General features: G+C 59.4%; 27 protein-coding genes. 14 read left to right on the top strand and 13 right to left on the bottom strand.

Going from position 1 to position 24,320, the window contains the following annotated elements:
- Positions 1–42: 42 nt before the first annotated feature.
- Entirely contained in the window at positions 43–315 is a 273-nt protein-coding gene (locus ACP90_RS22280) for a hypothetical protein (RefSeq protein WP_006933467.1), read from the top strand.
- 80 nt (positions 316–395) lie between these two features.
- Here ACP90_RS22280 and ACP90_RS22285 read toward each other — a convergent pair whose 3' ends face one another.
- Positions 396–1,049 carry a LysE family transporter gene (locus tag ACP90_RS22285; RefSeq protein WP_023001887.1) on the bottom strand — a complete coding sequence of 218 codons (654 nt, stop codon included), beginning with the start codon at positions 1,047–1,049 and terminating at the stop codon, positions 396–398.
- Between the two features lie 211 nt (positions 1,050–1,260).
- On the opposite strand from ACP90_RS22285, the gene ACP90_RS22290 reads away from it, so the two are divergent.
- Positions 1,261–1,950 (top strand): hypothetical protein, encoded by a 690-nt coding sequence (locus ACP90_RS22290; RefSeq protein WP_062490132.1) that lies wholly within the window; start codon positions 1,261–1,263, stop codon positions 1,948–1,950.
- Positions 1,951–2,132: 182 nt separating this feature from the next.
- Complete coding sequence (locus tag ACP90_RS22295; RefSeq protein WP_077290667.1) at positions 2,133–2,345, top strand: hypothetical protein; 213 nt, start codon at positions 2,133–2,135, stop codon at positions 2,343–2,345.
- Positions 2,346–2,469: 124 nt separating this feature from the next.
- Here ACP90_RS22295 and ACP90_RS22300 read toward each other — a convergent pair whose 3' ends face one another.
- The gene (locus ACP90_RS22300) at positions 2,470–4,236 is read right to left on the bottom strand and encodes a hypothetical protein (RefSeq protein WP_145915828.1); all 1,767 of its coding nucleotides are present in this window, start codon (positions 4,234–4,236) and stop codon (positions 2,470–2,472) included.
- A gap of 255 nt (positions 4,237–4,491) precedes the next feature.
- Between ACP90_RS22300 and ACP90_RS22305 the strand changes: the two genes are divergently transcribed.
- The 8 genes from ACP90_RS22305 to ACP90_RS22340 all read left to right on the top strand — a co-directional run bounded on the left by ACP90_RS22305 (position 4,492) and on the right by ACP90_RS22340 (position 12,186).
- Positions 4,492–4,770: a hypothetical protein gene (locus ACP90_RS22305; RefSeq protein ID WP_062490138.1), complete on the top strand. Its 279-nt coding sequence runs from the start codon at positions 4,492–4,494 to the stop codon at positions 4,768–4,770.
- A gap of 41 nt (positions 4,771–4,811) precedes the next feature.
- Positions 4,812–6,419: an arylsulfatase gene (locus ACP90_RS22310; protein ID WP_082809831.1), complete on the top strand. Its 1,608-nt coding sequence runs from the start codon at positions 4,812–4,814 to the stop codon at positions 6,417–6,419.
- A 110-nt stretch (positions 6,420–6,529) separates the two neighbouring features.
- Positions 6,530–7,498, top strand: coding sequence for an HAD family hydrolase (locus ACP90_RS22315; protein ID WP_082809949.1), 969 nt, complete (start codon positions 6,530–6,532; stop codon positions 7,496–7,498).
- A 107-nt stretch (positions 7,499–7,605) separates the two neighbouring features.
- Positions 7,606–7,959, top strand: a complete 354-nt coding sequence (locus ACP90_RS22320) for a hypothetical protein (RefSeq protein WP_145915829.1) — start codon at positions 7,606–7,608, stop codon at positions 7,957–7,959.
- Positions 7,956–8,336, top strand: a complete 381-nt coding sequence (locus ACP90_RS22325; protein WP_055657981.1) for a hypothetical protein — start codon at positions 7,956–7,958, stop codon at positions 8,334–8,336. The genes ACP90_RS22320 and ACP90_RS22325 overlap by 4 nt, the downstream gene beginning before the upstream one ends.
- A gap of 144 nt (positions 8,337–8,480) precedes the next feature.
- Positions 8,481–10,436: a multiheme c-type cytochrome gene (locus ACP90_RS22330; RefSeq protein ID WP_062490143.1), complete on the top strand. Its 1,956-nt coding sequence runs from the start codon at positions 8,481–8,483 to the stop codon at positions 10,434–10,436.
- A gap of 134 nt (positions 10,437–10,570) precedes the next feature.
- Positions 10,571–11,362 (top strand): hypothetical protein, encoded by a 792-nt coding sequence (locus tag ACP90_RS22335; protein ID WP_062490145.1) that lies wholly within the window; start codon positions 10,571–10,573, stop codon positions 11,360–11,362.
- A gap of 23 nt (positions 11,363–11,385) precedes the next feature.
- A complete protein-coding gene (locus tag ACP90_RS22340) occupies positions 11,386–12,186 on the top strand; it encodes a hypothetical protein (protein ID WP_062490146.1) in 801 nt (266 codons plus the stop codon).
- Between the two features lie 84 nt (positions 12,187–12,270).
- Here the strand turns inward: ACP90_RS22340 and ACP90_RS22345 are convergent, their stop codons facing one another.
- Both ACP90_RS22345 and ACP90_RS22350 read right to left on the bottom strand, forming a co-directional pair.
- A complete protein-coding gene (locus ACP90_RS22345; RefSeq protein WP_062490148.1) occupies positions 12,271–12,591 on the bottom strand; it encodes a DUF1330 domain-containing protein in 321 nt (106 codons plus the stop codon).
- Positions 12,592–12,603: 12 nt separating this feature from the next.
- Positions 12,604–13,017: a hypothetical protein gene (locus ACP90_RS22350; RefSeq protein WP_062490150.1), complete on the bottom strand. Its 414-nt coding sequence runs from the start codon at positions 13,015–13,017 to the stop codon at positions 12,604–12,606.
- 130 nt (positions 13,018–13,147) lie between these two features.
- On the opposite strand from ACP90_RS22350, the gene ACP90_RS22355 reads away from it, so the two are divergent.
- Complete coding sequence (locus ACP90_RS22355; protein ID WP_062491876.1) at positions 13,148–13,966, top strand: helix-turn-helix transcriptional regulator; 819 nt, start codon at positions 13,148–13,150, stop codon at positions 13,964–13,966.
- Between the two features lie 18 nt (positions 13,967–13,984).
- Here the strand turns inward: ACP90_RS22355 and ACP90_RS22360 are convergent, their stop codons facing one another.
- Both ACP90_RS22360 and ACP90_RS22365 read right to left on the bottom strand, forming a co-directional pair.
- Positions 13,985–14,710: a class I SAM-dependent methyltransferase gene (locus ACP90_RS22360; protein ID WP_062490152.1), complete on the bottom strand. Its 726-nt coding sequence runs from the start codon at positions 14,708–14,710 to the stop codon at positions 13,985–13,987.
- Positions 14,711–14,968: 258 nt separating this feature from the next.
- Complete coding sequence (locus tag ACP90_RS22365) at positions 14,969–15,679, bottom strand: helix-turn-helix transcriptional regulator (RefSeq protein ID WP_062490154.1); 711 nt, start codon at positions 15,677–15,679, stop codon at positions 14,969–14,971.
- A 91-nt stretch (positions 15,680–15,770) separates the two neighbouring features.
- Here ACP90_RS22365 and ACP90_RS22370 point away from each other — a divergent pair, with 91 nt between their 5' ends.
- Together ACP90_RS22370 and ACP90_RS22375 are read left to right on the top strand one after the other, a co-directional pair.
- On the top strand, positions 15,771–17,378 hold the full coding sequence (locus tag ACP90_RS22370) for an FAD-dependent monooxygenase (protein WP_062490157.1): 1,608 nt from the start codon (positions 15,771–15,773) through the stop codon (positions 17,376–17,378).
- Positions 17,375–17,554 (top strand): hypothetical protein, encoded by a 180-nt coding sequence (locus tag ACP90_RS22375; RefSeq protein ID WP_023001905.1) that lies wholly within the window; start codon positions 17,375–17,377, stop codon positions 17,552–17,554. The genes ACP90_RS22370 and ACP90_RS22375 overlap by 4 nt, the downstream gene beginning before the upstream one ends.
- Before the next feature lie 322 nt (positions 17,555–17,876).
- Here the strand turns inward: ACP90_RS22375 and ACP90_RS22380 are convergent, their stop codons facing one another.
- Genes ACP90_RS22380 through ACP90_RS22410 form a run of 7 tightly spaced genes read right to left on the bottom strand, consistent with a single transcriptional unit; the run spans position 17,877 to position 24,248 of the window.
- Entirely contained in the window at positions 17,877–18,227 is a 351-nt protein-coding gene (locus tag ACP90_RS22380) for a RidA family protein (protein WP_023001906.1), read from the bottom strand.
- Between the two features lie 36 nt (positions 18,228–18,263).
- Positions 18,264–19,364, bottom strand: a complete 1,101-nt coding sequence (locus ACP90_RS22385; protein ID WP_062490159.1) for an FAD-binding oxidoreductase — start codon at positions 19,362–19,364, stop codon at positions 18,264–18,266.
- Entirely contained in the window at positions 19,361–20,383 is a 1,023-nt protein-coding gene (locus ACP90_RS22390) for a histone deacetylase family protein (RefSeq protein WP_062490160.1), read from the bottom strand. Before ACP90_RS22390 ends, ACP90_RS22385 begins: the two co-directional genes overlap by 4 nt.
- A complete protein-coding gene (locus ACP90_RS22395) occupies positions 20,380–20,868 on the bottom strand; it encodes an N-acetyltransferase (RefSeq protein WP_023001909.1) in 489 nt (162 codons plus the stop codon). The genes ACP90_RS22390 and ACP90_RS22395 overlap by 4 nt, the downstream gene beginning before the upstream one ends.
- A 2-nt stretch (positions 20,869–20,870) precedes the next feature.
- Entirely contained in the window at positions 20,871–21,800 is a 930-nt protein-coding gene (locus ACP90_RS22400; RefSeq protein WP_062490162.1) for a 3-keto-5-aminohexanoate cleavage protein, read from the bottom strand.
- Positions 21,801–21,810: 10 nt separating this feature from the next.
- On the bottom strand, positions 21,811–23,166 hold the full coding sequence (locus tag ACP90_RS22405; RefSeq protein WP_062490164.1) for an aspartate aminotransferase family protein: 1,356 nt from the start codon (positions 23,164–23,166) through the stop codon (positions 21,811–21,813).
- Positions 23,163–24,248 (bottom strand): ABC transporter ATP-binding protein, encoded by a 1,086-nt coding sequence (locus ACP90_RS22410; protein WP_055657954.1) that lies wholly within the window; start codon positions 24,246–24,248, stop codon positions 23,163–23,165. Before ACP90_RS22410 ends, ACP90_RS22405 begins: the two co-directional genes overlap by 4 nt.
- Positions 24,249–24,320 lie beyond the last annotated feature (72 nt).

The following is a 24,320-nucleotide window of genomic DNA, read 5'->3' on the forward strand; positions in this document are numbered from 1 at the left end:
AGTTGTCCCTCTTGCGTTCGGGAAGGACCGGTAAGGAAGCGAATGATAAACGACGATTACGCCGACGCGGCAATGGAAGCCGAATTTGCTGAAGACGAAGACATCAGACGTGCTGCACTCGGCTTCATTTCCGACGCCTGGGCCGAAGCCATCGCCAATGGTGTAGATGCGGACGCCGTCGCTCACGCGGCGATGTTCACTGCACTTGCGGATCTGGTTGCTGCCTATGGTGAAGATGCCGTGGCCAAATTGGCTGAAGGCCTGCCGGACCGCATCCTGCAGGGCGACTACACAGTGAACCGCGTACTTCAGTAAAACGCACGCTCACGACACGCATTCTGAAGAGGCCGGTCGCCCGGCCTTTTTGATTCAGGTGTATTTACGCTAGGCCCGTGCTACGTGATCAGCCCAACGCCTGCCGCTTCGAGCGCCAGCTTGAGATAGATCAGCGCGCCGAACACGACCAGCAGAAATCCGGCAATATGGTTGGCACGATCCAGCCAGAGATCGTCGATGCGCGACTTGAAGTGTGAAACGGACGCCGAGACCAGCACCCACCAAGTGGTCGCCCCTGCCGTGACACCGGCAACCATCACCAATGCGCCGAAATGATCCCCCGTTTGGGGGCGATAGTCTCCGAGACCACCAAATATCGCCACGAAGGCAAGCACTGCACCCGGATTGGTGATCGCCATGAAAAAGGCTGCGGTGGCATCGGCCAAAAATCCATGTTCTCTCGGATTGCCGTTCCGGGTCAGATGCGGATGGGTGTTCCAGATCTTGATGCCGAAAATGATCAGCAGAGCTCCGCCGACGATCTCGATGAGGTCGAACTGGCCTTCGATGAAATTGGTGACCGCGGAGATGCCGAAAATCGCAGCAGCCGCAAAGATGGTGTCGGCAACGACAGCCCCCAGCCCCACGAAGACACCCTGTCGAAACCCGCCATGCACGGCGTGTTGAATGGCCATGATGTTTACAGGACCAACCGGGGCTGTTGTGATAATGCCAACAAAAAACCCGATCAGCGCATATTCGAAAAACGACACGGCCGGTCCTTTTCTAGACCCTTGATATTACTTTTAAAGCGAACGGACCTCTCGATAGCGGCCCCGCGGCGTCGTGACAAGACAAGAGGAAATTCCAGTCCCGATGTTTTCAGTCTCGCATGAATTGTTTAAGGAAAGACGCGGGGCGATGCCTGCTTGTTCCGGTGTGATACGACGGGAGCTGGCAGGTGCGGATAAACGAGGAACTTTCATGAGTCGGATTTATCAGGCTGCGGTTATTGCCGCCGGTCTTCTGGCGAGCACAGCGCTCGCAGCCCCTGGTTTCGCCAAGACTGTCCAGGTGGAAACAATTCCGGTTGCGCCGTCCGAGCCTGAAAATGCACCCGCAATTCCGGCGGAAGACCTCGCAGCGCCTGAAACTGGAGAGCCGGCAGCCGCAGAAGGTTCCAAAGCACCTGCGCCGGCCAGCGCCGAGTTGCCTCAGGTGCTCTACAGCACGTCCTATCTGCCGAAGCCTGTGCAGCGCATGCAGGCCCAGCTGAAGGAAGCAGCGCTTTCGGGCAACATGGAACGGCTGCGCATGGTGTTCGAGAGCAACGAACTGCCGCCTACGGTCTCGTTCGGGCAAATCGAGGACCCGATAGACTTTCTGAAGGAAATCTCCGGTGACGGCGAAGGCTTCGAGATCCTGGCCATTCTCGCCGACATCATGGATGCAGGGTTCTTGCATGTAGATGCAGGCACACCCCAGGAAATGTATCTCTGGCCGTATTTTGCCCGTTACCCCCTTCACGATCTGACACCTGATCAGAAAGTGGAGTTATTCCGGATCGTTACCGCAGGCGACTTTGCTGAAATGCAGGATTTCGGAGCCTGGACGTTTTATCGCGTCGGCATCGGTCCTGACGGCACGCTTCATTACTTCGTGGCCGGTGACTGACAAAAGCCCCCCTCAGAACGCAAACCGCCAGATAAATCGGGCGCCGGGACCGATGGGGCTATTGCAGCAAAACAAAAAATCGTGACAATCAATACGAGCGCAAGAAGTTCATTACGCGAAAAGCACGTACTTGCGCCCCGCCTTCCAACTCCCGCCATCTGCGGCGCATGCGAGTGACCAATATGATTGTAAGATTTTTCTCCGCTGCCTTTCTGATTTCGCTTCTGGCCCTGGGCGGCTGCCAATCCAGCAACCAGTCCGGCGACGGCCTGGAGAACGGTAGCGCGGCGCCTCCGATCGGCGGCCTGAGTTCAGTAGACCAGGGCCCGGATGGCGACCCGGACGCTTGCGCAGGCGAAATGTCCGAAGGCACTTCGATGACACCGGGCTGCTAACCGCCCGCAACTAGTTCAGAACACGCTTTCCGGAACGGCTGCCGCAAACAGCACAACCGTCCCGGAAAGCTTCCGAGCTGCTTCGCCAGCCGACGACCTTTACTAATTTAAAAAATGCCGAACCTCACTGTCCGGCAGCGGCGGTCCAGCCTGCTTCTTTCAGTCCTGCCATCAGGGAACTGACAATCTGCTCGCTCGCCTGATGGGAGCGCAGGAAAGTACCTGGGTCACGGCGTAGGCCGGGAGAAACGTCCGCCATCTTTTCCAACGCAGCACGAGCTGCCGCCTTGTTGCCAAGTTTCGATTGGGCAACAGCAACGAGGCACCAGCTCACCCCTGATCCATCCAGAACACCCTTCTTCGCGGCCGTCAGCATCTCGGCGTAGCGGCCGTTCAGCATGTGGTTTATGGCAATCAGGTGAAAATACCATCCAGGCGCGTTCCGCGTACGCTCGATCGCCTTTTCCAGATAAGGAATGCCTTCCTCGAACTTGCCCACCACGGCCAGTCGCCAGCCCAGTTGAGCCAGCGTGTCCGGATCGTTGGGATTGAGATCGAGCGCTTTCTTGGCGAGCCTTTCCCCTTCCTCGATATTTCCCATGTAATGATTGATCGAGGAAAGCGCCTTGAGTGCGAGAATGTTGTCGCCATCGAGACTGAGGGCATGTGACGCGGCGTTCAGGGCGCTGTCGAAGGCAAGTTCCTTTTTTCCGACTGCGACCAAACCGAAGCGTGCAGAATCCAGGTAGAGCCAGCCCAGCATGGCCCAGGCTTCGACATAACCCGGGTCACGTTTGACTGCGCTGTTCAGGCACTCCTGGACTGTTGCGTGCAGTTGCCTTGAAAAGTTCCTGCGATAGACGTAGCCACGCAGTACACATTCGAAACTGTCGTTGCTCGGTTCACTTCCGACAGGCAGGCTACCGGCAAGTTCCGACTTGATAACACCGTAGGGCTGACCGGCAATGGTCGCGATTTCCGAGGCGATGCTTTTTTCGATTTCCAGCAGCGTTGTTCGGCTGCGAATGCGATCGTAGCTGCCCGACCAGAGCACCCGCTTGCTGGAGCTGTGCACCAGTTTCGCACTGACACGGATGAGCCCGTCTTCCGATCCGACAGACCCGGTAATCAGGAAAGAGACGTTTTCCTGCCGGCCGATTTCAACCGGGTCAAAGGTTTCGGCTGTCTTAGTTCCGACGGGGGGCCAGAAAATACGGAAGTCCGGAAACCGGCTCAGGGCAGTCATGATCTGCTCGGCAATACCCGCCGCCAGTATCTGTTGTTCTGGATCCGTCGACGTCACGCTGAATGGAAGAACCATCACGGACGGTTTCGAAGCCTCGAGACGCTGCTGCTGTACCGGCAGGAATTGCATCACGACAAGCGCTCCAAGAGCCAGGAGTGCCAACAGGACTGCTCCTCCGGCAACCAGCCAAGGCAGCCTGGGCGAGGTTCGTGGAGGTCTTGGTGGCGCTTTGATCTCTTCCGGCACATGAGAATCCGCCGTCTCGCCGTTGCCGGTGGTCGAGCCGTCCCGTGCAGTTACACTGGCCAGATTGTCATGAAACTTAGGTGCATACTGGCCCTTGGGAATGGAAATCCGGATCGGATTTCGCGCACCTTCGGCAATATAGTAGCTGTCCAGATCATGGCGCAGACGGCGAGCCTCCAGACGCACGATCGGATCTGACTGCGGATCGAAGCTCTCGTCACGACCGAAGACAGCCAATCCGATAGCGTAGCCCTTCAAAGTGTCCGCGCGCCCGGCCAACGCTTCCTCGATCAGGAACGTCAACATGGCGCGGCGCTTGGGGGTTGCGTGAAAATGATCGCTTTGCAGGACACGGGATAGTTCCTCCCGAACGCGGGCCGGGCAATCGAACTCCTCCACATCTCCCGCTGCAACTATTTGTTGCCTGCCAGTCCGCATCTTTCCCCCTGAAAGTGCCGGAAAATAACTTTAACCGAACGATAGTCCAATGCCATGAGCTTTGTCATCTTTAACAGGTGACTTAACGCAAAAAGACGAACAACAGATTGCATAAGACTCCTGTTCGTACCTGTTCATACCTTGTAAGTGGCTTGAATCCCGTAGGTAATCTTGGTGGAATTTTCCTGGAGCCATCGACAACGGGGCAATGTCGTCATGCCGACAGCACCTCTCATCATGCGTCGTTTCAACGTGGACGAACTTGCTGTCCGCCGCCTCTGCAACTCTCATCCTGCCTTCTTGTCACTGTGCGAGGACTACGCAACCGCATGTTGCGCCCTCGAACGCTGGCAGAACGATGAAGCAAAGGCTGCCGACTATCGCTCCGTAATTGAAGAACTCGAACGGGAAATTTCAAGCTTCCTGACAGGAAGCACACCTATCGACGGGCCGTCATCGGCCTACTCCACGAATGGTCCAAAAAGGAGCCATTAGGTATGTTGACCAGAATAGTAACCGGACTGGCGGTCGCAGGCATGGCCTGCACAGCGCTGTCAGGTGTCGCCTTCGCGCAAGACGCAAAGAAGCCCAACATCCTCTTCATTGTGTCGGACGACACCGGCTACGGCGACACTGGCCCGTATCTGGGTGGTGAAGCCCGCGGCATGCCGACGCCGAACATCGACAAGCTGGCTGACGACGGCATGATGTTCACGCATTTCTACGCCCAGCCCAGCTGCACGCCGGGACGTGCCGCCATGCAGACAGGCCGTATTCCCAACCGGTCCGGCATGACAACGGTGGCCTTCCAGGGCCAGGGTGGCGGCCTTCCCGCTGCCGAGTGGACATTGGCGTCGGTTCTGAAGACCGGTGGCTACGACACCTATTTCACCGGCAAATGGCACCTTGGTGAAGCGGACTACGCGCTGCCAAATGCCCAGGGCTATGACGTGATGAAATACGTCGGTCTTTACCACCTCAACGCCTACACCTATGCCGATCCGACCTGGTTCCCGGATATGCCGAAGGACCTGCGCGAGATGTTCGCGAAGGTCACAAAGGGGTCCCTCTCCGGCAAGGCCGGTGAAAAACCGACAGAGGACTTCAAGATCAACGGCCAATACGTCGATACGCCGGACAAGGGTGTGGTCGGCATTCCCTATTTCGATGGCTACGTTGAAAAGGCGGGGCTCGAGTTTCTGGAAGAAGCCGCCAAAAAGCCCGATACGCCGTTCTTCATCAACGTCAACTTCATGAAGGTGCACCAGCCGAACATGCCGGCGCCGGAGTTTGAAGGAAAATCAATCTCCAAGACCAAATATGCAGATTCCGTCGTCGAGCTGGACAGCCGCATCGGCAATCTGGTCAATAAACTCGACGAGCTCGGTCTCTCCGACAATACGATTGTCTTCTGGACCACGGACAACGGCGCCTGGCAGGACGTTTATCCGGACGCCGGCTACACGCCGTTCCGCGGCACCAAGGGCACCGTGCGTGAAGGCGGCAACCGCGTTCCGGCAATCGTCCGCTGGCCCGGTCACGTCAAACCGGACACGAAAAGTGCCGCTGTTGTCGGCGGTCTCGACCTGATGGCCACTTTCGCTTCTGCCGCCGGCATTACGCTGCCGACCGAAGACCGCGAAGGCCAGCCGATCATGTTCGACAGCTACGACATGACACCTGTATGGGAAGGTTCCGGAGACTCCGGCCGCAAAGCGTGGTTCTATTTCACCGAGAACGAGCTTTCCCCAGGGGCAGCGCGTGTCGGCAACTACAAGGCCGTTTTCAACCTGCGCGGCGACGATGGCGCAACCACCGGCGGCTTGGCAGTCGACAGCAACCTTGGCTGGAAGGGTCCCGACAGCTATGTTGCTACTGTTCCGCAGGTGTTCAACCTGCTGGACGATCCGCAGGAGCGCTATGACATGTTCATGAACAACTTCACCGAACGCACCTGGTATTTGCCGGTGATCAACAACGAGGTGACGGAACTCATGAAGTCCTACGTCAAATATCCGCCGCGCAAGCTGCAGTCGGAAACCTATACCGGTCCGATCACGCTCAGCCAGTATCAGCGGTTCAAATATGTTCAGGAGGCTCTTGCCAAGGACGGCTTCTCGATCGGCCTGCCAACCGGCAACTGATCTTCGAAGTAAATGAGTGTCCGCCCCGGCGACGTCCGGGGCGGACATCGCGTTGAACAACACGAATTTGGAAGGTTGCAGCTATGAAGGTCAAATTCCTCTTCGGCGCAATGGTCTCCGGCCTGTTGGGAGCAAGCGTCTGGATATCGGGTGCCCTTGCACAAACCGACCCGCTGCCATCGTGGAACGATGGCGCGAACAAGCAGGCGATCGTCGAATTCGTCGAAGCCGTAACGAGCGAAGGTGGCGCGGATTTCGTGGCACCGGGAGAGCGGATCGCAACCTTCGACAATGACGGCACCTTGTGGGTCGAGCATCCCATGTACACCCAGCTTGCTTTCGCGCTCGACCGGGTGAAGGCAATGGCACCGGACCACCCGGAATGGAAGACGACCCAGCCTTTCCAGGCCGTCCTGGAAAACGACATGGAAGCCCTCGGCAAGGCCGGTGAAAAGGGATTGATGGAGATCGTCGCAGCGACTCATGCCGGGATGAGCACGGATGAGTTCGAAAAGACGGTCACCGACTGGATCGCAACCGCCAAGCACCCAAAATTCGACAAGCCCTATACCGAGCTTGTCTATCAGCCGATGCTGGAACTTCTCGCCTATCTGCGTGCCAACGACTTCAAGACCTTCATCGTCTCCGGTGGCGGCATCGAATTCATGCGTCCTTGGACCGAAGAGATCTACGGTATACCGCCTGAGCAGGTGGTCGGCTCATCGATTGTCACTGAATACGACGTCGTCGACGGCGTTCCCACCTTGATGCGGACACCCAAGATTGCCTTTGTCGACGACAAGGCTGGCAAGCCCGTCGGCATCCTGACCCACATAGGCAAACGCCCGTTGGCCGCCTTCGGCAATTCCGACGGCGATTATCAGATGCTGCAATATACGACTGCCGGTTCCGGCAAGCGCCTCGGCATGTTTGTCCATCATGATGATGCAGATAGAGAATATGCTTATGATCGTGATACCCATTTCGGGTCGCTGAACAAGGGGCTGGACGACGCCCCGAAGGAAGGTTGGCATATCATCAGCATGAAAGACGATTGGAAGCAGATCTTTCCGGAATAGATTAACCGGAAAAGACACATGAATTGAACAGCAACTGGAGTGCACCGCGCCCGGCTCGGAGTCCTGAAGGGACTGGCCGAGAGCGATGCAAGCTGCAAGGATAGATCATGAAAAGAATTTTTTGCCTCGCCCTCATGACAGGACTGGCATTTGCCGGCCCGGCGCTGGCGCACGATCCCCAAAAGATACAAAAACGCATGGAAGAGCGCATGCGGACACTCGGACTGGATGTCGGCAATGCCTACGCCTGCACGCCGGACGACCAGAAAAAGGCGTTCCGTGACCAGGCCCGCCACCTGTTTGTGCACGTCCTTTACGACCACGGTGAAGATGCCGCCTACGACTATGCGGCCTCCGTCGGCTTTGGCTCTGCTCGCGATCTGGAAAGCATCAACTGTGAAGAGCGGCTCGCCTATTGGGAAGACGTCAAGGAAACGCTGGAACTGGAGGAAAAGGAATGAGGCTTCGCACGATCAGACTTCTTGGTGTTGGCGCTGCCCTGCTCCTCGGCAGCAGCGGGATCGCAATGTCCCATGACGTTGTCCGCGGCGGATACCATGGCGGTTATCACGGGGGCTACCACGGAGGATATCACGGCGGTTACCACGGCGGGTATCATGGTGGCCACAACGTGGTCGTGGAAAACAACAGCAGCCATGGCTACTACGGCCGCCCCTATTACGGCCCGACTGGCGGCTACCTGGCCGGAGCGGCCGTTGGCGCAGCAACCGGTGCGCTGGTCGGATCTGCAATCGCCAGTTCGAACAGCGACAATGGTTGCCAGGTAACGGATGCTGCCGGCCAGAAACACGTCGTTCCCTGTTCAGACCTCGACTAGGCATCGGCGAGACGAAGCCGTGCGGAGAAGCAGCCGGTAGGCAGCAGCTTCTCCGCATGGAGCCTGCACAAGCGCCAGGCAGTGCCGGCAGTCAGACGTCTCGTTTTACCCAGCGGCTTTGACGGAGAGGTTTGAGCGCACAGAATGTTGTTCACCCGTTTGCTCGTCGCGCTCCTTGCCGTGCTCTGGTTCCAGAGTGCCAATGCAGCCGAAAACCTTTCTGCCGCTGTTCCGGACTATGCCGGCACAGCATCATGTACCGGTTGCCACGAGGCGGAAGCCGGCGCCTGGCGCGCTTCGCACCATTCCAAGGCATGGATGGAGCCCGGACCGGATACGGTCGACGCGAACTTCGACAATTCGCAGTTCACGCACAAGGGGCGCACCAGCCGCTTCTTCGCACGCGACGGCGACTATTTCATCGAGACGAGCGACGTTCCGGGTAAGACGCAAACATTCAAGGTGATCGGCGTCGACGGAATTGCTCCGCTGCAACAGTATCTTGTCGAAACGGAACCGGGACGGGTTCAGTCTTTCGACGTGGTCTGGGACCAGCAGAACAAGCGCTGGTACCACCTTTACGGAGACGATGCTCCACCGCCTGAAGACGGGCTGCATTGGACCGGACCTTACAAGAACTGGAACGCCCGCTGCGCCGAGTGCCACGCCACCGGCTTTGAAAAGAATTATGACCCCGGCACCAGGACCTACTCCAGCAGTCAGGCGGAAATCGGCGTCGGATGCGAAGCCTGCCACGGACCGGGCGCAGCCCATCTTGCCTGGGCGAAAGACCCGGAGACCTACGGCAAAAGCCCCTTCCCCGGAACCGGACCGACCGGTCTTCTGCCGGTGTTTGCAAAAGGCCAGCCGGAAGCGGAAATCCAGCAATGCGCAGGTTGTCATTCACGCCGCGAAGCCTTTGAGGACGGCAATCCTGTGCCTGGCACACCGTTCCATGATGCGTACCGCCTGTCGCCACTACGCGAAGGCCTTTATCACGCCGATGGGCAGATCCTTGACGAGGTCTATGTCTACGGCTCATTTCTGCAGTCAAAGATGTATGCCAAGGGCGTGAGCTGCAGCAATTGCCACGAGCCACACAGCGGAGAATTGCGCGCGGAAGGCAACGCCGTTTGCACACAATGCCACAGTCCCGCAGGCAACGAGGCGTTTCCGTCGCTGACGGGCAAGCTCTATGACGACCCTTCCCATCATTTCCATCAGCCGGAGACGCCGGGCGCCGAGTGCAAATCCTGCCACATGATCGAGCGCGTCTATATGGGTATCGACGGGCGAAGAGATCATTCCTTCCGCGTTCCACGGCCGGATCTTTCGGAAAAGCTCGGCACGCCGAATGCCTGCAACGACTGCCACGCCGACAAGTCTGCCGCCTGGGCGGCGGGAGAACTTGAAAAGCGGTTTCCGGACAGTCGTCACCGTGGGCCGCATTTTGCGGAGATCTTTTCCGCGGCACGGCAGAACCCGGGCGTGAACGCCGCGGACCTTCTGGCAGTTGCCCATCAGGCAAGCTACCCGGGCATCGTGCGGGCGAGCGCGCTGGACCTGCTGCTGCCTGTTGTGACACCGGAGATCGCCGAGGCCGTCACCGACCTTTTGGCAGATCCGGAGCCAATCGTCCGCGCCGGAGCGCTGGCGTTACAGCAACCGGTTCCGCCAACCCAGCGGCTTCCGCGGATCATTCCTGCCTTGAGTGATCCGGTCAAAGCCGTCCGGATTGCCGCGGCCCGTCTCATGATCGGCGCTCCCATTGCCCATATGCCGGACCAAATGGCCGAGGCTGCGTCCAGAGCCACAACCGAATGGCAGCAGTCACTCGCGAACAAGGCGGATTTTCCGGAGACCCAGCTCGTGCTTGGTGGAACTGCGCTCGTTCTTCGCAATATCCCGGCAGCCATAGCAGCCTTTGAGGAAGTCACGCTGCTGGATCCGCAAATGATCAATGCCTGGGTAATGCAGGTACGCATCAAGATGGCGGTCGGTGACATGGCGGGAGCGCAGCTCAGTCTGCAAAAGGCCCTGGTTGCCAATCCTTCGGACCCGACGTTGCAATCCTACAGGCAACAGCTTTCACAGCAATAAGACGAAAAGGCATGCTATACTCCTGATTGCCATTTCCAGAAGTACATCCACAAAACCCGGAAGGAGCTTCTGGGTCACATAGATGATCAGGCCCCTGCAAGGGCAGTTCTCTTGAGCATGGAAGGCATGAGACCATGAAGCAATTGGTTACCTTGAGCGCTCTGGCGCTTTTCTTCCAGATGACACCGGCAGGTGCTCAGGATTCCGAACTTGCCAAGAAGCTCTCCAATCCCGTGGCGTCTCTCATCAGCGTCCCGTTTCAATGGAACTACGATCACGGATTTGGCCCCGCCGACGGCAACAAGGTCACGCTCAACATACAGCCCGTGGTGCCGTTCTCGCTCAACGAGGACTGGAACCTGATCTCTCGAACGATCCTGCCCGTTGTCTGGCAGGATGACATTGCCGGAAATTCAGGCACGCAGTTCGGTCTCAGCGACACGACGCAGAGCTTCTTCTTTTCGCCAAAGGAGCCAACGTCCGGCGGGATCATCTGGGGCCTTGGTCCGGTGTTGCTGCTGCCCACAGGTACCGACGACCTGTTGAGCACCCGCAAATGGGGCGCCGGTCCGACGGGCGTTGTGCTGCGTCAATCCGGCCCGTGGACCTATGGCGGGCTAGTTAACCACGTCTGGTCATACGCAGGTGACGATAATCGTAGCGACGTCAATTCGACCTTCCTGCAGCCGTTCCTGTCCTACACGACCGACGACGCCTGGACCTTCACGCTGAACTCGGAAAGCACCTATGACTGGACGTCGGACGAATGGTCCGTGCCGATCAACGCCATGGTTGCCAAACTTGTGACCATCGACAAGCAACCCATCAGCTTTCAGGCAGGTGTTCGGTATTATGCAGCAAGTTCCGACAACGGCCCCGAGGGCTTCGGCGCGCGGGCTGCAGTGACCTTTCTTTTCCCGAAATAGGCACCCAACAGGGGCGGGGTAATATGAAAAGAGCTGCATTTCTACTGATTTTGGCCAGCCTGCTGACCGGGGGTGCTCAGGCTGCCGATCTGGCACAAGCGCCTGCTCCGGTTGAAACACCGGATGTGCGTGTCGACCGAGCGTGGAAGTTCGTCATCGCGCCTTACCTGCTTGCCCCGACCATTCAGGGAAACAGCCGTATCGGCCGATTGCCCGACACGTCGCTCGACGTTTCCCCCGGAACCATTTTCGAGAACCTACAATTCGGGGCGATGGGTCATTTCGAGGCGCTTTACGACAATCGTTTCGGCGCAACACTGGACGTGGCCTACATGGACCTTGGCAAGGGCCGGAGTTTCCCACGTGTCGGCGGCAGTATCGATGCTGGCGTCAAGCAATTGGTGACCGAAGCCTTCTTCGGCTACCGCTTCTGGCGTCAGGACCGGAACTGGGCCGAAGCCTATGCCGGGGGTCGCTGGTGGTACAATCAGCTGAAGGTCAGTGCCAACACGCCAGCCAACACCTTTACCCGAACAATCACCGAACAATGGATCGATCCGGTGATCGGCGTTCGCGGGCAGGTATTCGTGGCACCCAAATGGTCGCTGTTCGGCAGCGGAAACGTCGGTGGTTTTGGCCTGGTGTCGGACTTCACCTGGGGTCTGCAAAGCGGTGTCGGCTATCACTTCAACGATCGTGTCGCGCTGCATCTGCAATACAAGGCAACCGGCGTCGATTACGACAACGACAAGTCCGGCCGATCCGCCTTCAGCTATGACACGGTCACACACGGCCCGTTGATGGGAGTTGCCATCAGCTTCTAGGACGCAGGCAAGGACAACAAGTCAAAAGGCCGGTTCCTCATCGGGACCGGCCTTTCCTTTTCGTGCTGCGACTTCGTCGGAAGATCACGAAAGCACGTCCGTTGCCTTGTGATCCGCGTCGACACCTTCGATCAGGAACACCTCGCCCACCGCCTTGTTCAGGCGCAGCGGCAGGATCGTCCGGTAGGCCGGCGATGCATACCAGGCCTCGGCCCGTACCCGGTCAGGAAAGGCAATCACGATGAGGTCCCCCTGGAACGCGCCTTCCAGCTGATGTTTCTCGCCACCATGGATGATGAAGCGACCGTCAAAGGGTGCCAGCGTTGCGTCGATCCCTTCCAGATAGGCCACGATGTCGGGCCCCATTTCGATTTCGCGCAGATGGCCGATGGCGTAACAGGTCATGGTCCGGCCTCTTCAAGCTAGCGGTTGCGCAATGACGGGCTGCGGCCTTGCGGCTTTCCACTCCAGCCAGGTGAAGCAGAGCACGACAACGGCCTGCGCCAAGAGGAACGCCCAGCCCAGCACGTTGGGAGCAATCAGGCCCGTCAACGGCAGCAGCAAACTGGCCAGCACCCAAAGAAGATTGCCGGCAACTACCAGGCTTGACGCCCAGACAGGCACCTGACCGGCAAACGCAAACACTCCCATGAAAACCGCTACCGGAAACAAGGCCAGACCTGCCCAGAACAGGAGCTCGCCTGGAAGTGCCGTCAATCCGGCAATCCATCCGGATGCGCCGACCAGCAGGACACCCATCACCGCACAGGTGAGCGCGTCAAACCTTAGAACCACCTGTAACGGAACACCTGAATTCGATTTGGTCATCATCTGTCTCCACTCGTGAAATCCACCCGCACACTGCGAGTGGCGATGACAAGAGGATTGCCAATCGATGTTCTGAAGTCGATTACTTCGCAGGTAATTGAATCTTCGAAACTGCGCCGACAGGGTAATGCTCATGAAACGAACAGCGGAAACGGCGGGTGACCTGCTGCGCCAGTGGCGACAACACCGGCGAATGAGCCAGCTTGCACTGGCCAGTGAAGCGGATATCTCTCAGCGCCACCTGAGTTTTCTGGAATCAGGACGGTCTCGTCCGAGCCGGGACATGGTGATGCATCTTGCCGAACAGCTGGATGTCCCCTTGCGTGAACGCAATGCCATTCTCGTCGCGGCAGGCCATGCCCCGCAATATCCGCAGCACGGGCTGGATGAGCCTGAACTTGCCGCGGCAACCGCTGTTGTCCGGCAGATCCTCGACGGACATCTGCCCCACCCTGCCCTTGCCGTGAACCGGCATTGGGAGCTGCAGGCCGCCAATCAGGCGATCTTTGCCCTGCTGGACGGCGTCGCGCCACATCTGCTGGAAGCACCGGTAAATGTGCTTCGTCTCAGCCTGCACCCTGATGGTCTGGCCCCGCGCATCCTCAACCTAGGTGAATGGCACGCCCATATTCTTGCACGCCTCGCACATGAGGTAGATCAGTCCGCCGACCCGAAGCTTGCCGCGCTCAGGGACGAACTCGCCGAGATGGCTCCGGACCGGTCGCGCAAATCACGAAACGAGGCACCGTCACAGAAGGGACGCATCGCCGTTCCGCTTTATCTGCAAGGCCCCACCGGAACCTTGAGCTTTCTGAGCACCACGACGGTGTTCGGCACGGCCGTGGATGTCACCTTGTCCGAAATCGCCATCGAGGCCTTCTTTCCCGCAGACGAGGAAACGGCAAGGCAGATGAGTGCCTTGAGCGCAGGAAGCGCAGGCGGCCGTTCTTGAACCGCCTGCGCTCCGGACTCAAACGCGTGCCTTGACGATCAGGATCATCGGGCGCTCCATCTCTTCCGCCAACGATGGCATGGCTTCGATCTGCTCTTCGCCGGGGAACCATTCCAGTACATGATCAACCGTGAAACCTGCCGCGATCAGCGTGTTGAGCGTGGAGCCGATGGTACGGTGGTATTTGACGACGCCATCGGCCAGCCAACTGGTTTCCCGTGTTCCTTCGCGAAGATACTGGTTGACCGGCCAAGACTTCCGGCCGTTCAGCTCGATCCATCCAGGTTCTACTGGTGCCATGAAGATCGGGTGTTCGATGCTGAAGACGAAACTGCCTCCTGCCTTTAGTGATCTGAAGATCTCTCCGGCCAGCCGGTTGAAGTCCTCGATATAGTGAAAGGCGAGCGAGCTGTAGACCAGGTCGAAGGCAGCCTGAGGCAGCTTCAGGGTTTCCAGGTCAGCAGTCCGGTAAACGATCGCATCGTCTTCGGTTTCGTCCCGCGCACGGGCAAGCATGTTTTCAGACAAGTCGAAACCGAGTACATGCGCAGCACCAGCGCTCCGGACCCAGCGGGCAAACCAGCCGAACCCGCAGCCGAGATCTGCAACGTGCAGCCCATTTGCTTCTGGCAACAGTGCCCGGATAGCAGGCCATTCGGGAGCCCCGTCAAGGCCGAACTGCGACCTGGGCAGCTGGCTGTAGCCTTCAAAAAAGGCCGGTTCGTCATAGATGTTTTGTGCCATTTATTTCTCCATCAGAGTGCCGATGGACGGCGCGCACCGCAACAGGCAAAGCCCCGCCCGATCCGGCGGGGGGTGCAGGTGCGCGAAACGCTTGAAACTCAGCGTACACAATCAGCCTGCATCCCGCCTATTGGGATGCAAGCGAGCCGGGACACGATATGAGTATCTTCTTCGCACATGAGAGCATCATTAGGAGCGCCCCTGGTACCTGTCAACGAGTTGCAGGTTTCTGACGCGGCTCGCCCTGACGAGATGCAGCTACTTCCCGCAGATTGCGAAGAGGCCGGCTCTGGAGGTAATGCCAAGCTTTGCGTAGGCGCGTTTGCGGTATGTGATGACTGTCGAAGGAGCGACATCGAGATCTGCTGCAATCGCCTCCGCCTTGCGACCGGACAGGATGCCCAAACACACCGAACGCTCCCGCTCGCTGAGCGCCGCCAAAGGCGGTGGCAGATCCGTGTCCGATGCCTTTTCGAAATGGAGCAGAGCCAGACGGCCTGCAAGGCGTGCAAGATCCGGATCACACAGGGGAGCGGCAGGATCGCTTTGATAGAGGCTGACGAAAAGGCGCAGTTTTTCTCCGACCGCAAGCAATGTCGTCTTTGCCAGCATGCCGGGATTTTCGAAAAAGAGCTTCCGGTAGTCTGTGCTCATTCGGCCCTCGATCTCGGCGAGCCGGCTCAAGGTCACGGACTGAGGCGGCGACGCCACCAGATCGGGCAACAGAGGATCCTTGAGAAACCAGCCGTCGAGATAGGTCTCGGCAAGTTTTCCGGCCATGACGGAGCGGCTGAAGTGCCACGACAGCAGGCAGCGAGCCTGCGTGTTCTCGATTGCAAAAACCATGATCTGGTCGACACCGAGCGTTTCGACAAACGAGACAAAGGTCTGGGCAAACCGATCCGTGCCCAGATCCGCAAGGCAGGCTTCGATGTGACAGGCTGTGGTGTGTCCGTCCGGAGTGCTCATGAAATGCTGATAGCATGTCCTCCCCGAAAGGGGACAGACGCGAGACGGCAAGGCTCCTAATCTTCTGCCAACAATCAGGGAGGATCCTCAAATGAGGCCAGCCGGACGTGCCGAAACGGACTCGCTCTATTTCACCTATCCGCATTTCGAATCGCCGACGGACCGTGCGCATCTGACCCGGCCTGCACGTGTTGCCATTGCCGGAGCGGGGCCGGTCGGCATGACTGCCGCGCTGGCACTTGCCCGCGAAGGAATTGCTTGCGTCCTGGTGGACGCGAAGTCCACCTTCAACGACGGCAGCCGCGCGATCTGTATCGCCCGGCAGAGCTACCACATTCTCGACCGGCTTGGCGCAGTCGAGCCCTTCCTGGAAAAATCGCTCGGCTGGACCACGGGCCGCAGCTTCTATCGCGGCAGGCAGATCCTCGAATTTGAGATGCCGGACAGTCCGCGCGAGAAATACCGGCCAATGTACAACCTCGAACAGCAATATATCGAGCAGTACCTGTGGGATGCGATCCAGCGGGAGCCGTTGATCGAAACGAGATGGCAAAGCCGGGTCTGCGGTCTGGAGGATCTTGAGCAGGGTGTGCGACTGACAATCGAGGATCCGCTTGGCACCTACCAGATGACCTGTGACTGGTTGCTGGCGGCGGATGGTGCTCGCAGCACCGTCCGGAGCTTGCGCGCTCTGCGGCTCAAGGGCGAGAATTTTGAAGGCCGCTACGTGATTGCCGACGTCCAGATGGAGCATGATTACCCGACGATCCGACGCGCCCTGTTCGATCCGGATTGTCGCCGGGGCGGAACGATCCTTGTTCACAAGCAGCCCGACAATATCTGGCGCATCGACTATCAGCTTCGCGATGGCGAGGACGAAGCCGAAGCCATCCGCGAGGACACCGTGCGTGCCTCAGTGGCCGCGGTTCTGACGGAAATCGGTTATGACGGGGACTGGGGCCTGGAATGGTGGAGCATCTATTCGGCCAACACCCTGGCGCTGGATGACTACCGCGACGGCCGGGTGTTTTTCATCGGCGACAGCGCGCACATCGTGCCGATCTTTGGAGTACGTGGCCTCAACAACGGTCTCGCCGACGCCCATAACATTGCCTGGAAACTCGCCTGGGTACTGAACGGCAAGGCCGGTCCGGATCTCCTCGACAGCTACACGCCAGAGCGGCGTGGGGCGACGCTGGATGTGTTTCGGAACGCCTCCAAGTCTGCCCGTTTCATGACACCTCCGACGGCAGGCTGGCAATTGATGCGCGACGCAGCTCTCAATCTTTCGCTCAGCCACTCCTTTGCGGGAGAGCTCGCCAACCCGCGCCAGATGACGCCCTATACTTATGCGGAAAGTCCGCTTGTTACCCCGGACGACGAAAACTTCGAAGGTGGACCAAAACCCGGCGCTGTCTTGCCGAACGCCCGCGTTGGTGACGGGTTCCTGTCCGACCTGCTCGGCGACGGGTTTTCGCTGATGACTTTCGATACGGCGCTGGCAGATCAGCTTGAGGGCCTCGACCTTACCCCGATCGTGCTGCGGCCGGGCACGGAAGCGGCCGAAGTGCTGGCAGCTTCACCCGGCAGTGCCTATCTCGTCCGGCCTGACATGCACATTGCAGCGCGCTGGCAAACCGCTTCACCAGAGGCAATCCGCGAAGCTCTCGAGCTTGCAATCGCTGGAGGACAAGCATGACGCCCGCCGATCTGGAAACCGTTTACGAGGCCTTGGCCGAACAGCTGGATGCCATCGGATCCGCTCAACGGGAGCTTTACCTCGCCAAGCTCGCCTTGCTGCTGGCGCATGAGATAGCCGACGCAAATCGTGCGCGCTCGCTTGTTGCCGAAGCTGCCAGCAATCTCGAAGTATGAAGTCAGCGTCAACAAATAAAGCGTGTCGCGATCTTTCGAATTCAGGCGACACGCTTTTTCTCTTTTAACGCACAGCCTTTTGCGTCATTCAGATTGACCCGCCCGACACTTTTGAGCGGCGGATTCTTTTGAAGACAGCCCTCGGTACGTCTTCCCGGACGCAGCGGAGCGGAGATCCGGGACCGGTGAGCCGGGGCCTCTCGTTTGAGCGGCCTCAAAAGATAGCTCCTTGGCTCCCCGATCCCGGCTCGCGCTGCGCTTGGCCGGGATGACGCCGGTGGGTGAAACCGGAGTCCCTGACTTCGAACCGGCCAACTTCGCTTTAAGCGAGTGCCGCGATGACGATGATCTCGACCTTGTATTCCGGGGCTGCCAGTTTGGCTTCACCGGTAGCGCGTGCCGGCGGGTTTGCCGGATCGACCCAGGCGTCCCAGACCTTGTTCATCTCGGCAAAGTCCTTCATGTCGTCCATCCAGATAGTGGTCTGGAGAATGCGGCTCTTGTTGCTGCCAGCCTGCTCCAGAAGGGCATCGATGCGCTCCAGGATCGTCTGGGTCTGGTTGGTGACAGTGTCACCCGGATTGCCGACCTGGCCAGCAAGATAGACGAGACCGCCATGGATGACAGCCTGGCTCATGCGCGGGCCAACTTCCAGCCGTTTGATGTCGGACATGTTTGAATTCCTTCTTGTCTTGAAACAGACGCCCGCTCAGAACAAGCGGGCGGGATCGAGAGCGGCCACGACCTTTTCGGGCAGCTCGCTCGGGTGTTTGAGGCAAAGATCCGCAACGAGCCGGGACAGCGCCGGTGCCGTTTGTACGCCGTAGCCGCCCTGACCGGCAAGCCAGAAAAACCCTTCCGCGTCCGGCGCGAAACCGACCACGGGTGTACGGTCGGCAACGAAGCTGCGCAGGCCCGCCCAGTTCCGCTCAACGCGCGTGACGGACATGGTCACGGCCTGTTCGAAGCGGTGCAGCCCTTCGGCCAGAACCATGTCGTCGGCCCAGGCATCATGCGGTTCGACAGGATCTTCATCGGCGGGCGAAACCATGAACTTGCCGGCATCCGGTTTGGCATACCATTGCTCCGATGCGCTGGCGACGAGCGGCCATTTCGTGACATCGATACCATCCGGCGGCGGCACGATGGCCGCCGAGCGGCGCATGGGCACCAGGCCGACCTTGCGAACGCCTGCCAGACCCGCGATCTGATCCGCCCAGGCCCCGGCTGCATTGATGAGGACCGGCGCTTCGAAGGCCCCCTTGGGCGTCTCGACACGCCACTGCCCGCCGCTTCTGAGAATGCGTTGCGCGGGCGCTTCCGTGACGAACCGCGCCCCGGCCTTTCGTGCAAGCCGGGCAAAGCCCTGCAACAACCTGTCGACGTCGATATCTTGCGCGTCCCGCTCGATGGCAGCAGCGGCAATCGTTTCCTTGCGAAGCAGTGGAAACAGGGCGACAGCTTCTTCCGCCGTCAGGACTTCCATACCGTCGGCACCGTCCAGATAGGCCTTGAACGCGTCCAGTTCGTCCTCGGTCGCAATCAGCATTTCACCACGGGGCGACAGCAGGCTTTCCTCCGATATCCCTTCCGGGTTCTTCAGAACCGGCTCCGAAGCTGCATTCAAGGCCCGCAATGTGGCATTGCCGTAGTTTCGGATGAAGATGGCGGCGGAGCGACCGGTCGCGTGCCGGCCAAGCGCATCTTCCATTTCCAGCACGGTGACCTTTGCGTCCGGCGCAAGCCGTGCCGCAGCCCCGGTGCCGGCAATGCCGCCGCCGATGATCAGAAAATCCGATGTCTCGATCATGCGTCCTGGAACCCTTTCAGGAAACTGGTGAGGTTCTGGCCAAGTTCTTCCGACAGGTAACCGCCTTCCTGCACGAACAGCACCGGCAGGCCGAGCTTCGCGATGGCAGCACCAATCCGTCCGAACCCGGGTGTGGTGATGGCGAGTCCCTTGAGAGGATCTTTTTCATAAGCATCGAGCCCCAGGGCAACAACCAGAATATCGGTGCCGAAGGCCCGAATGTGGTCGAAGGCCGTTTCCAGGGTTTTCAGGTACTCGTCATCCCCGGTGCCGCGTGCCAAAGGCAGGTTGAGATTACAGCCCCGTCCCGCGCCCTCGCCGCGCTCATGGCCGTGGCCCCAGAAGAACGGATAGAACCGCACCGGATCGGCATGCAGCGAAACGGTGAGAACGTCACCGCGCTCATAGAAGATGCCTTGCGTACCATTGCCGTGGTGGACGTCGATGTCGAGGATCGCCGGACGCTTGCCTGCCTTCAGAAGCCTTTCGGCTGCAATGCCGGAGTTGTTGAGAAAACAGAAGCCGCCCGCCAGATCGGCGAATGCATGGTGACCGGGAGGGCGCGACAGCACATAGGCGGCCTGTTCCCCGGCCGCCATCAAGTCCGCGCCGTGGACCGCACTTTGGGCAGACCAATAGGCCGCTTCCCAGGTCCCGGCTGCGATGGGACAACTGGTATCGGCCTGGTGGAACCCGGCCTGACCGACTGCGGAGCGCGGATAACTTGCCGTGCGCCGGTCCGGATGAATGTTCGGAATGACCTCGTCGGATGCGCCCTCGATCCGGCTCCAGCGTTCATGGATGGTCTGAAGAAAAACGAGGTATTCCGCAGAGTGGAGAGCCGCAATCGGGCCGAGGCCGTGATCGTCCGGCACCTCGAAACGACAACCTGCCGCCTTGGCACCTTCGGTCAGGACCTCGATGCGCTTCGGCTGTTCCGGATTGGCCAGCCTGGTGCCGTTCGCCATGAAATGCTTGGGATCGTGCACCCATTGGCGGTCGTCAAATATGGCTTTCATGAGCGGTCCCTCAATTTGTCGAGTGCCGGTGCGCGCAGATCGAAGACGGTTTCGCCTTCCCGAGGCGCAAAACCGAGCCGTTCATAGAAACGGCGTGCATCCGGATTGTCGTGATAAACGGCGAGCTTCAGAAAGATCGGCGTCCAGCTATCAGGCGCAAGATCCAGACTGGCGGCAAGCAGGCGCTGGCCCAGCCCTTCTCCGCGCGCTTCTCCATCGACCCAAAGATCGGAAACATAGAGACCGGTGCCGCCACGCGTCGTCGAAAAGACAGGCGAGGCCTGCAACACCCCGAGCGTTCGGTCGTCAGACGGCCGGATCGCAAGCAGCGCGAAGAAGGCGGGTGTTTCCGAGAAACCGTGACGGATCACATCATCAAGACTGGCGACGTGAGTGTCGCCCATATCGGCCGAAAGCTGGAGCAGCGCTGCGTGAAGCCTTTCGGCATCAGCCCGCTCCGCCCGCCTGATCGTTATGTTGCTCATGATCAGAAGGCCGTCTCGCCGGCCCCTTTGAGGCCCAGCATCTGCCGGGCTTCTTCCGGTGTTGCGACCGTTCGCCCGAGTTCCTCGACAATCTTGCGGATCTTGGTGACCTGCTCCGCGTTGGAGCGGGCCAGCTCACCCTTGGCGATGTAAAGATTGTCCTCCAGCCCGACACGGACGTGCCCGCCCATGCTGGCAGCAATGGTGGCGAAAGGGATCTGCTGTCGGCCCGCAGCAAGAACGGAGAAGATATAGTCGTCGCCGAAAAGCTTGTCCGCCATCCGCTTCATGTGCTGCAGGTTTTCCGGGTCCGCACCGATACCGCCCAGAACGCCGAAGACGAACTGGATGAAGTACGGCGGCTTGACGAGACCCCGGTCGGCGAAGTGGCGCAGCATGTAAAGATGCCCGACATCGTAGCATTCGAACTCGAAACGCGCACCGCGCTGCTGGCCCATCTGTGTCAGCACGAATTCGATATCCCGCGGAGTGTTCTTGAAGACGAGATCATCCGTTCCGCGCAGGAAAGGCTGCTCCCAGTCATGAACCCACGCGTCGTAACGGTCGGCCAGCGGATAGAGCGCAAAGTTCATTGTGCCCATGTTGAGTGAGCACATTTCCGGTTCTGCCTTCAGCGGACCGGCAAGCCTGTCCTCCAGGCTCATGATGGCGCTGCCGCCGGTGGACAGGTTGAGCACCGCGCCGCAGCCCGCCTTGATCTCCGGAAGGAAGGCCATGAAATCGGCCTCCCGCGCCGACGGCTGGCCGGTTTCCGGATTTCGGGCATGAAGATGCAGGATTGCGGCGCCCGCCTCGGCAGCGCCTATCGCCTGGCCTGCAATCTCGGCAGGCGTCACCGGCAAGTGAGGCGACATGGTGGGTGTATGAATGGAGCCCGTGACGGCACAGGTGATGATGATCTTGTCTGTCATGTCTTGAATGTCAGCTGGCTCTGGCCCGTTGCTGCGAAATCCTGTCGAGAAACTGGCGGAGAGAAAGGTCGAGACCTTCGATGATCTCGGCAACATGATCCGGTGTCGAGATCATGGGCGGCGCAATCAGGAAGTGGTCGCCGCTGTAGCCGCCCCGCGTCCGGCGGGAATAGATGATAAGGCCGTTCTCATAAGCAATATCGACCAGTTCGTTGAAGGCGTTCAGTTCCTTTGCGAGCGGTCTCAGGCTTGCACGGTCCTCGACCAGTTCGAAGGCCAGCAACAACCCTTCGCCGCGTACGTCGCCGATGATCGAATAGCGGTCCATAAGCTTCTTCAGTTCGCTCTTCAGGAGCGCCCCGGTCTCGGCCGCGTTCTGGCACAGGTTTTCCCGCTCGATCTCCTCCAGCACCGCCAGACCGGCAGAGCAGGCAAGCGGATTGCCGGCATAGGTGAAACCATGCAGGAAACCGCCATTGTCGAGCACGTTGGTGACGATGTCCTTGTGCGCAATCATGGCGCCCAGAGGCGCATAACCAGCAGCAAAGCCTTTGGAGATCACCAGAATATCCGGATCGACATTCCAGTGTTCACCGGCGAAGAACTTTCCGGTCCTCCCGCCACCGGTCATGACCTCGTCATGGATCAGCAGGACGCCATAGCGCGTACAGATCTCGCGAATGCGTTGCATGTACCCCTTCGGCGGCACGAGCGCGCCGGTGGAGGCGCCACCAATCGGCTCGACAATAAAGGCCAGGATCGTTTCCGGGCCTTCGGACAGGATCTTTGCCTCCAGCATGTCGGCGTAGTGTCTGCCCGTTGCCTCGTCGTCCGGATCCAGTCCGTCGAGATAGGCACGCGGTGCCGGGATCTTCGGCATCGGCCGCATCATGGGGTCGAACGGCGCGGTAAGGGGTGCGTAGCCTGTCAGGGCCAGAGCGCCGAGCGTGCAGCCGTGATAGCTCGGTTCGCGCGAGATGATCTTGTAACGCTGCGCCTGTCCGATCGCGATGGCGTTCTGGCGGGCCAGCTTGATGGCGCTCTCCACCGCTTCCGACCCGCCGGAAACGAAGAAGACCTTTTCCAGCCCCTCGGGCGCCAGTGCGGCGGTCCTGGCGGCCAGCAGTTCCGCAGGCTCTGTCTCGAAATGGAGGCGGTAACCGAAGGTGGACTTGTCCATCTGCTTGCGCATTGCCTCCAGCACGCGCGGGTTGGAATGACCGATGTTGCAGACCATCGCCCCGGACGAACCGTCGAGATAGCGCTTGCCGTCGACGTCCCACATGTAGACGCCGCGCGCCTGGTCCAGAACAGGCCGGCGCTGACGAGACTGATAGAACAGATGAGAGGTTTGCGGACGGCTCATGAAGCAGCTCCAGGCAGGGCTGCGCAGTCGCGCGGACGGAAGCGAACGGAGACGTCCGAGCCTTCCTCGAAAGGGTGCTGATCGATCATGTTGATCACCTGAAGTTGCTGGTCGCCGACACGAACGAAATACCGTGCCGCCTGACCCTGGTAGTCCACCGCCTCGACCTTGCCGTCGAGCGCGATGCGATCATCCGCCGGAGCGGATTTTTCCGCCAGCAGAAGTTTTTCAGCCCGGATAACAAGCTGTGCAGGACCGGCCTGTGAAAGATTGGGGGCCTTTTCCCTCGGCACATTGATCTTGCCGAAGTAAGGCAGTTCAAGGGACAGCTCCTGCCCGTTCACCGCCTGGCACGTCGCTGGCAGAATGTTGGAGATGCCCAGGAAGCGCGAAACGAACTCGCTTGCAGGCGTGTTGTAAACCTCCTGCGGCGTGCCGATCTGCTCCACCCGTCCGTTGGACATCACCACGATCCGATCGGACATGGCGAGCGCTTCGGACTGGTCATGGGTAACGAAAACGGTGGTGATGCCGATCTGATGCTGGATGCGTTTCAGCTCGACGCGCATGTCCTCGCGCAGGTTGGCGTCGAGTGCGGACAGCGGTTCGTCCAGAAGCAGCACGTCCGGCTCTATGACGATGGCCCGCGCCAGCGCGATACGCTGCTGCTGACCACCGGAAAGCTGCTTGGGATAACGGTCGCTGACATGGGGCAGCTGAACCAGTTCCAGCGCATCGCGCACTTTCTTTTCGGCATCCGCCTTCGGGATGTCGCGATATTTCAGGCCGAAAGCCACATTTTCGGCAATCGTCTTGTGGGGAAAGAGCGCGTAGTTCTGGAAGACGAGACCAAGGTTTCGCCTGTGGATCGGCACATCGTTGATGCGTTGACCCTTGATGGTGATGTCGCCTTCGGAAGGGTCGATGAGACCGGCGATCATCCTGAGGGTGGTCGTCTTGCCACATCCGGAAGGGCCGAGCAGCGTTACGAAGCTTCCGTCCGGGATGTCCATGCTCATCCGGTGAACGGCGGTAAAGCCACCGAACTTCTTGACGATATTGTTGAGGGAAACCGCGCTCACGCAAATTCTCCAGGTCCTGGGGAGAAGACGACCTTCCGGCAGCAACTGCCGGAAGGTGCTGGGTCAGTGATG

Origin of the sequence: Labrenzia sp. CP4 (assembly GCF_001579905.1) — a bacterium.
GTDB classification, from domain to species: domain Bacteria; phylum Pseudomonadota; class Alphaproteobacteria; order Rhizobiales; family Stappiaceae; genus Roseibium; species Roseibium algicola.

Excerpts from the sequence above, each read along its gene's own strand:
- ACP90_RS22280 (WP_006933467.1), top strand. The coding sequence starts at position 43 with ATGATAAACGACGATTACGCCGACGCGGCAATGGAAGCCGAATTTGCT.
- ACP90_RS22290 (WP_062490132.1), top strand. The coding sequence starts at position 1,261 with ATGAGTCGGATTTATCAGGCTGCGGTTATTGCCGCCGGTCTTCTGGCG.
- ACP90_RS22295 (WP_077290667.1), top strand. The coding sequence starts at position 2,133 with ATGATTGTAAGATTTTTCTCCGCTGCCTTTCTGATTTCGCTTCTGGCC.
- ACP90_RS22305 (WP_062490138.1), top strand. The coding sequence starts at position 4,492 with ATGCCGACAGCACCTCTCATCATGCGTCGTTTCAACGTGGACGAACTT.
- ACP90_RS22310 (WP_082809831.1), top strand. The coding sequence starts at position 4,812 with ATGGCCTGCACAGCGCTGTCAGGTGTCGCCTTCGCGCAAGACGCAAAG.
- ACP90_RS22315 (WP_082809949.1), top strand. The coding sequence starts at position 6,530 with ATGGTCTCCGGCCTGTTGGGAGCAAGCGTCTGGATATCGGGTGCCCTT.
- ACP90_RS22320 (WP_145915829.1), top strand. The coding sequence starts at position 7,606 with ATGAAAAGAATTTTTTGCCTCGCCCTCATGACAGGACTGGCATTTGCC.
- ACP90_RS22325 (WP_055657981.1), top strand. The coding sequence starts at position 7,956 with ATGAGGCTTCGCACGATCAGACTTCTTGGTGTTGGCGCTGCCCTGCTC.
- ACP90_RS22330 (WP_062490143.1), top strand. The coding sequence starts at position 8,481 with ATGTTGTTCACCCGTTTGCTCGTCGCGCTCCTTGCCGTGCTCTGGTTC.
- ACP90_RS22335 (WP_062490145.1), top strand. The coding sequence starts at position 10,571 with ATGAAGCAATTGGTTACCTTGAGCGCTCTGGCGCTTTTCTTCCAGATG.
- ACP90_RS22340 (WP_062490146.1), top strand. The coding sequence starts at position 11,386 with ATGAAAAGAGCTGCATTTCTACTGATTTTGGCCAGCCTGCTGACCGGG.
- ACP90_RS22345 (WP_062490148.1), bottom strand. The coding sequence starts at position 12,591 with ATGACCTGTTACGCCATCGGCCATCTGCGCGAAATCGAAATGGGGCCC.
- ACP90_RS22350 (WP_062490150.1), bottom strand. The coding sequence starts at position 13,017 with ATGATGACCAAATCGAATTCAGGTGTTCCGTTACAGGTGGTTCTAAGG.
- ACP90_RS22355 (WP_062491876.1), top strand. The coding sequence starts at position 13,148 with ATGAAACGAACAGCGGAAACGGCGGGTGACCTGCTGCGCCAGTGGCGA.
- ACP90_RS22360 (WP_062490152.1), bottom strand. The coding sequence starts at position 14,710 with ATGGCACAAAACATCTATGACGAACCGGCCTTTTTTGAAGGCTACAGC.
- ACP90_RS22365 (WP_062490154.1), bottom strand. The coding sequence starts at position 15,679 with ATGAGCACTCCGGACGGACACACCACAGCCTGTCACATCGAAGCCTGC.
- ACP90_RS22370 (WP_062490157.1), top strand. The coding sequence starts at position 15,771 with ATGAGGCCAGCCGGACGTGCCGAAACGGACTCGCTCTATTTCACCTAT.
- ACP90_RS22375 (WP_023001905.1), top strand. The coding sequence starts at position 17,375 with ATGACGCCCGCCGATCTGGAAACCGTTTACGAGGCCTTGGCCGAACAG.
- ACP90_RS22380 (WP_023001906.1), bottom strand. The coding sequence starts at position 18,227 with ATGTCCGACATCAAACGGCTGGAAGTTGGCCCGCGCATGAGCCAGGCT.
- ACP90_RS22385 (WP_062490159.1), bottom strand. The coding sequence starts at position 19,364 with ATGATCGAGACATCGGATTTTCTGATCATCGGCGGCGGCATTGCCGGC.
- ACP90_RS22390 (WP_062490160.1), bottom strand. The coding sequence starts at position 20,383 with ATGAAAGCCATATTTGACGACCGCCAATGGGTGCACGATCCCAAGCAT.
- ACP90_RS22395 (WP_023001909.1), bottom strand. The coding sequence starts at position 20,868 with ATGAGCAACATAACGATCAGGCGGGCGGAGCGGGCTGATGCCGAAAGG.
- ACP90_RS22400 (WP_062490162.1), bottom strand. The coding sequence starts at position 21,800 with ATGACAGACAAGATCATCATCACCTGTGCCGTCACGGGCTCCATTCAT.
- ACP90_RS22405 (WP_062490164.1), bottom strand. The coding sequence starts at position 23,166 with ATGAGCCGTCCGCAAACCTCTCATCTGTTCTATCAGTCTCGTCAGCGC.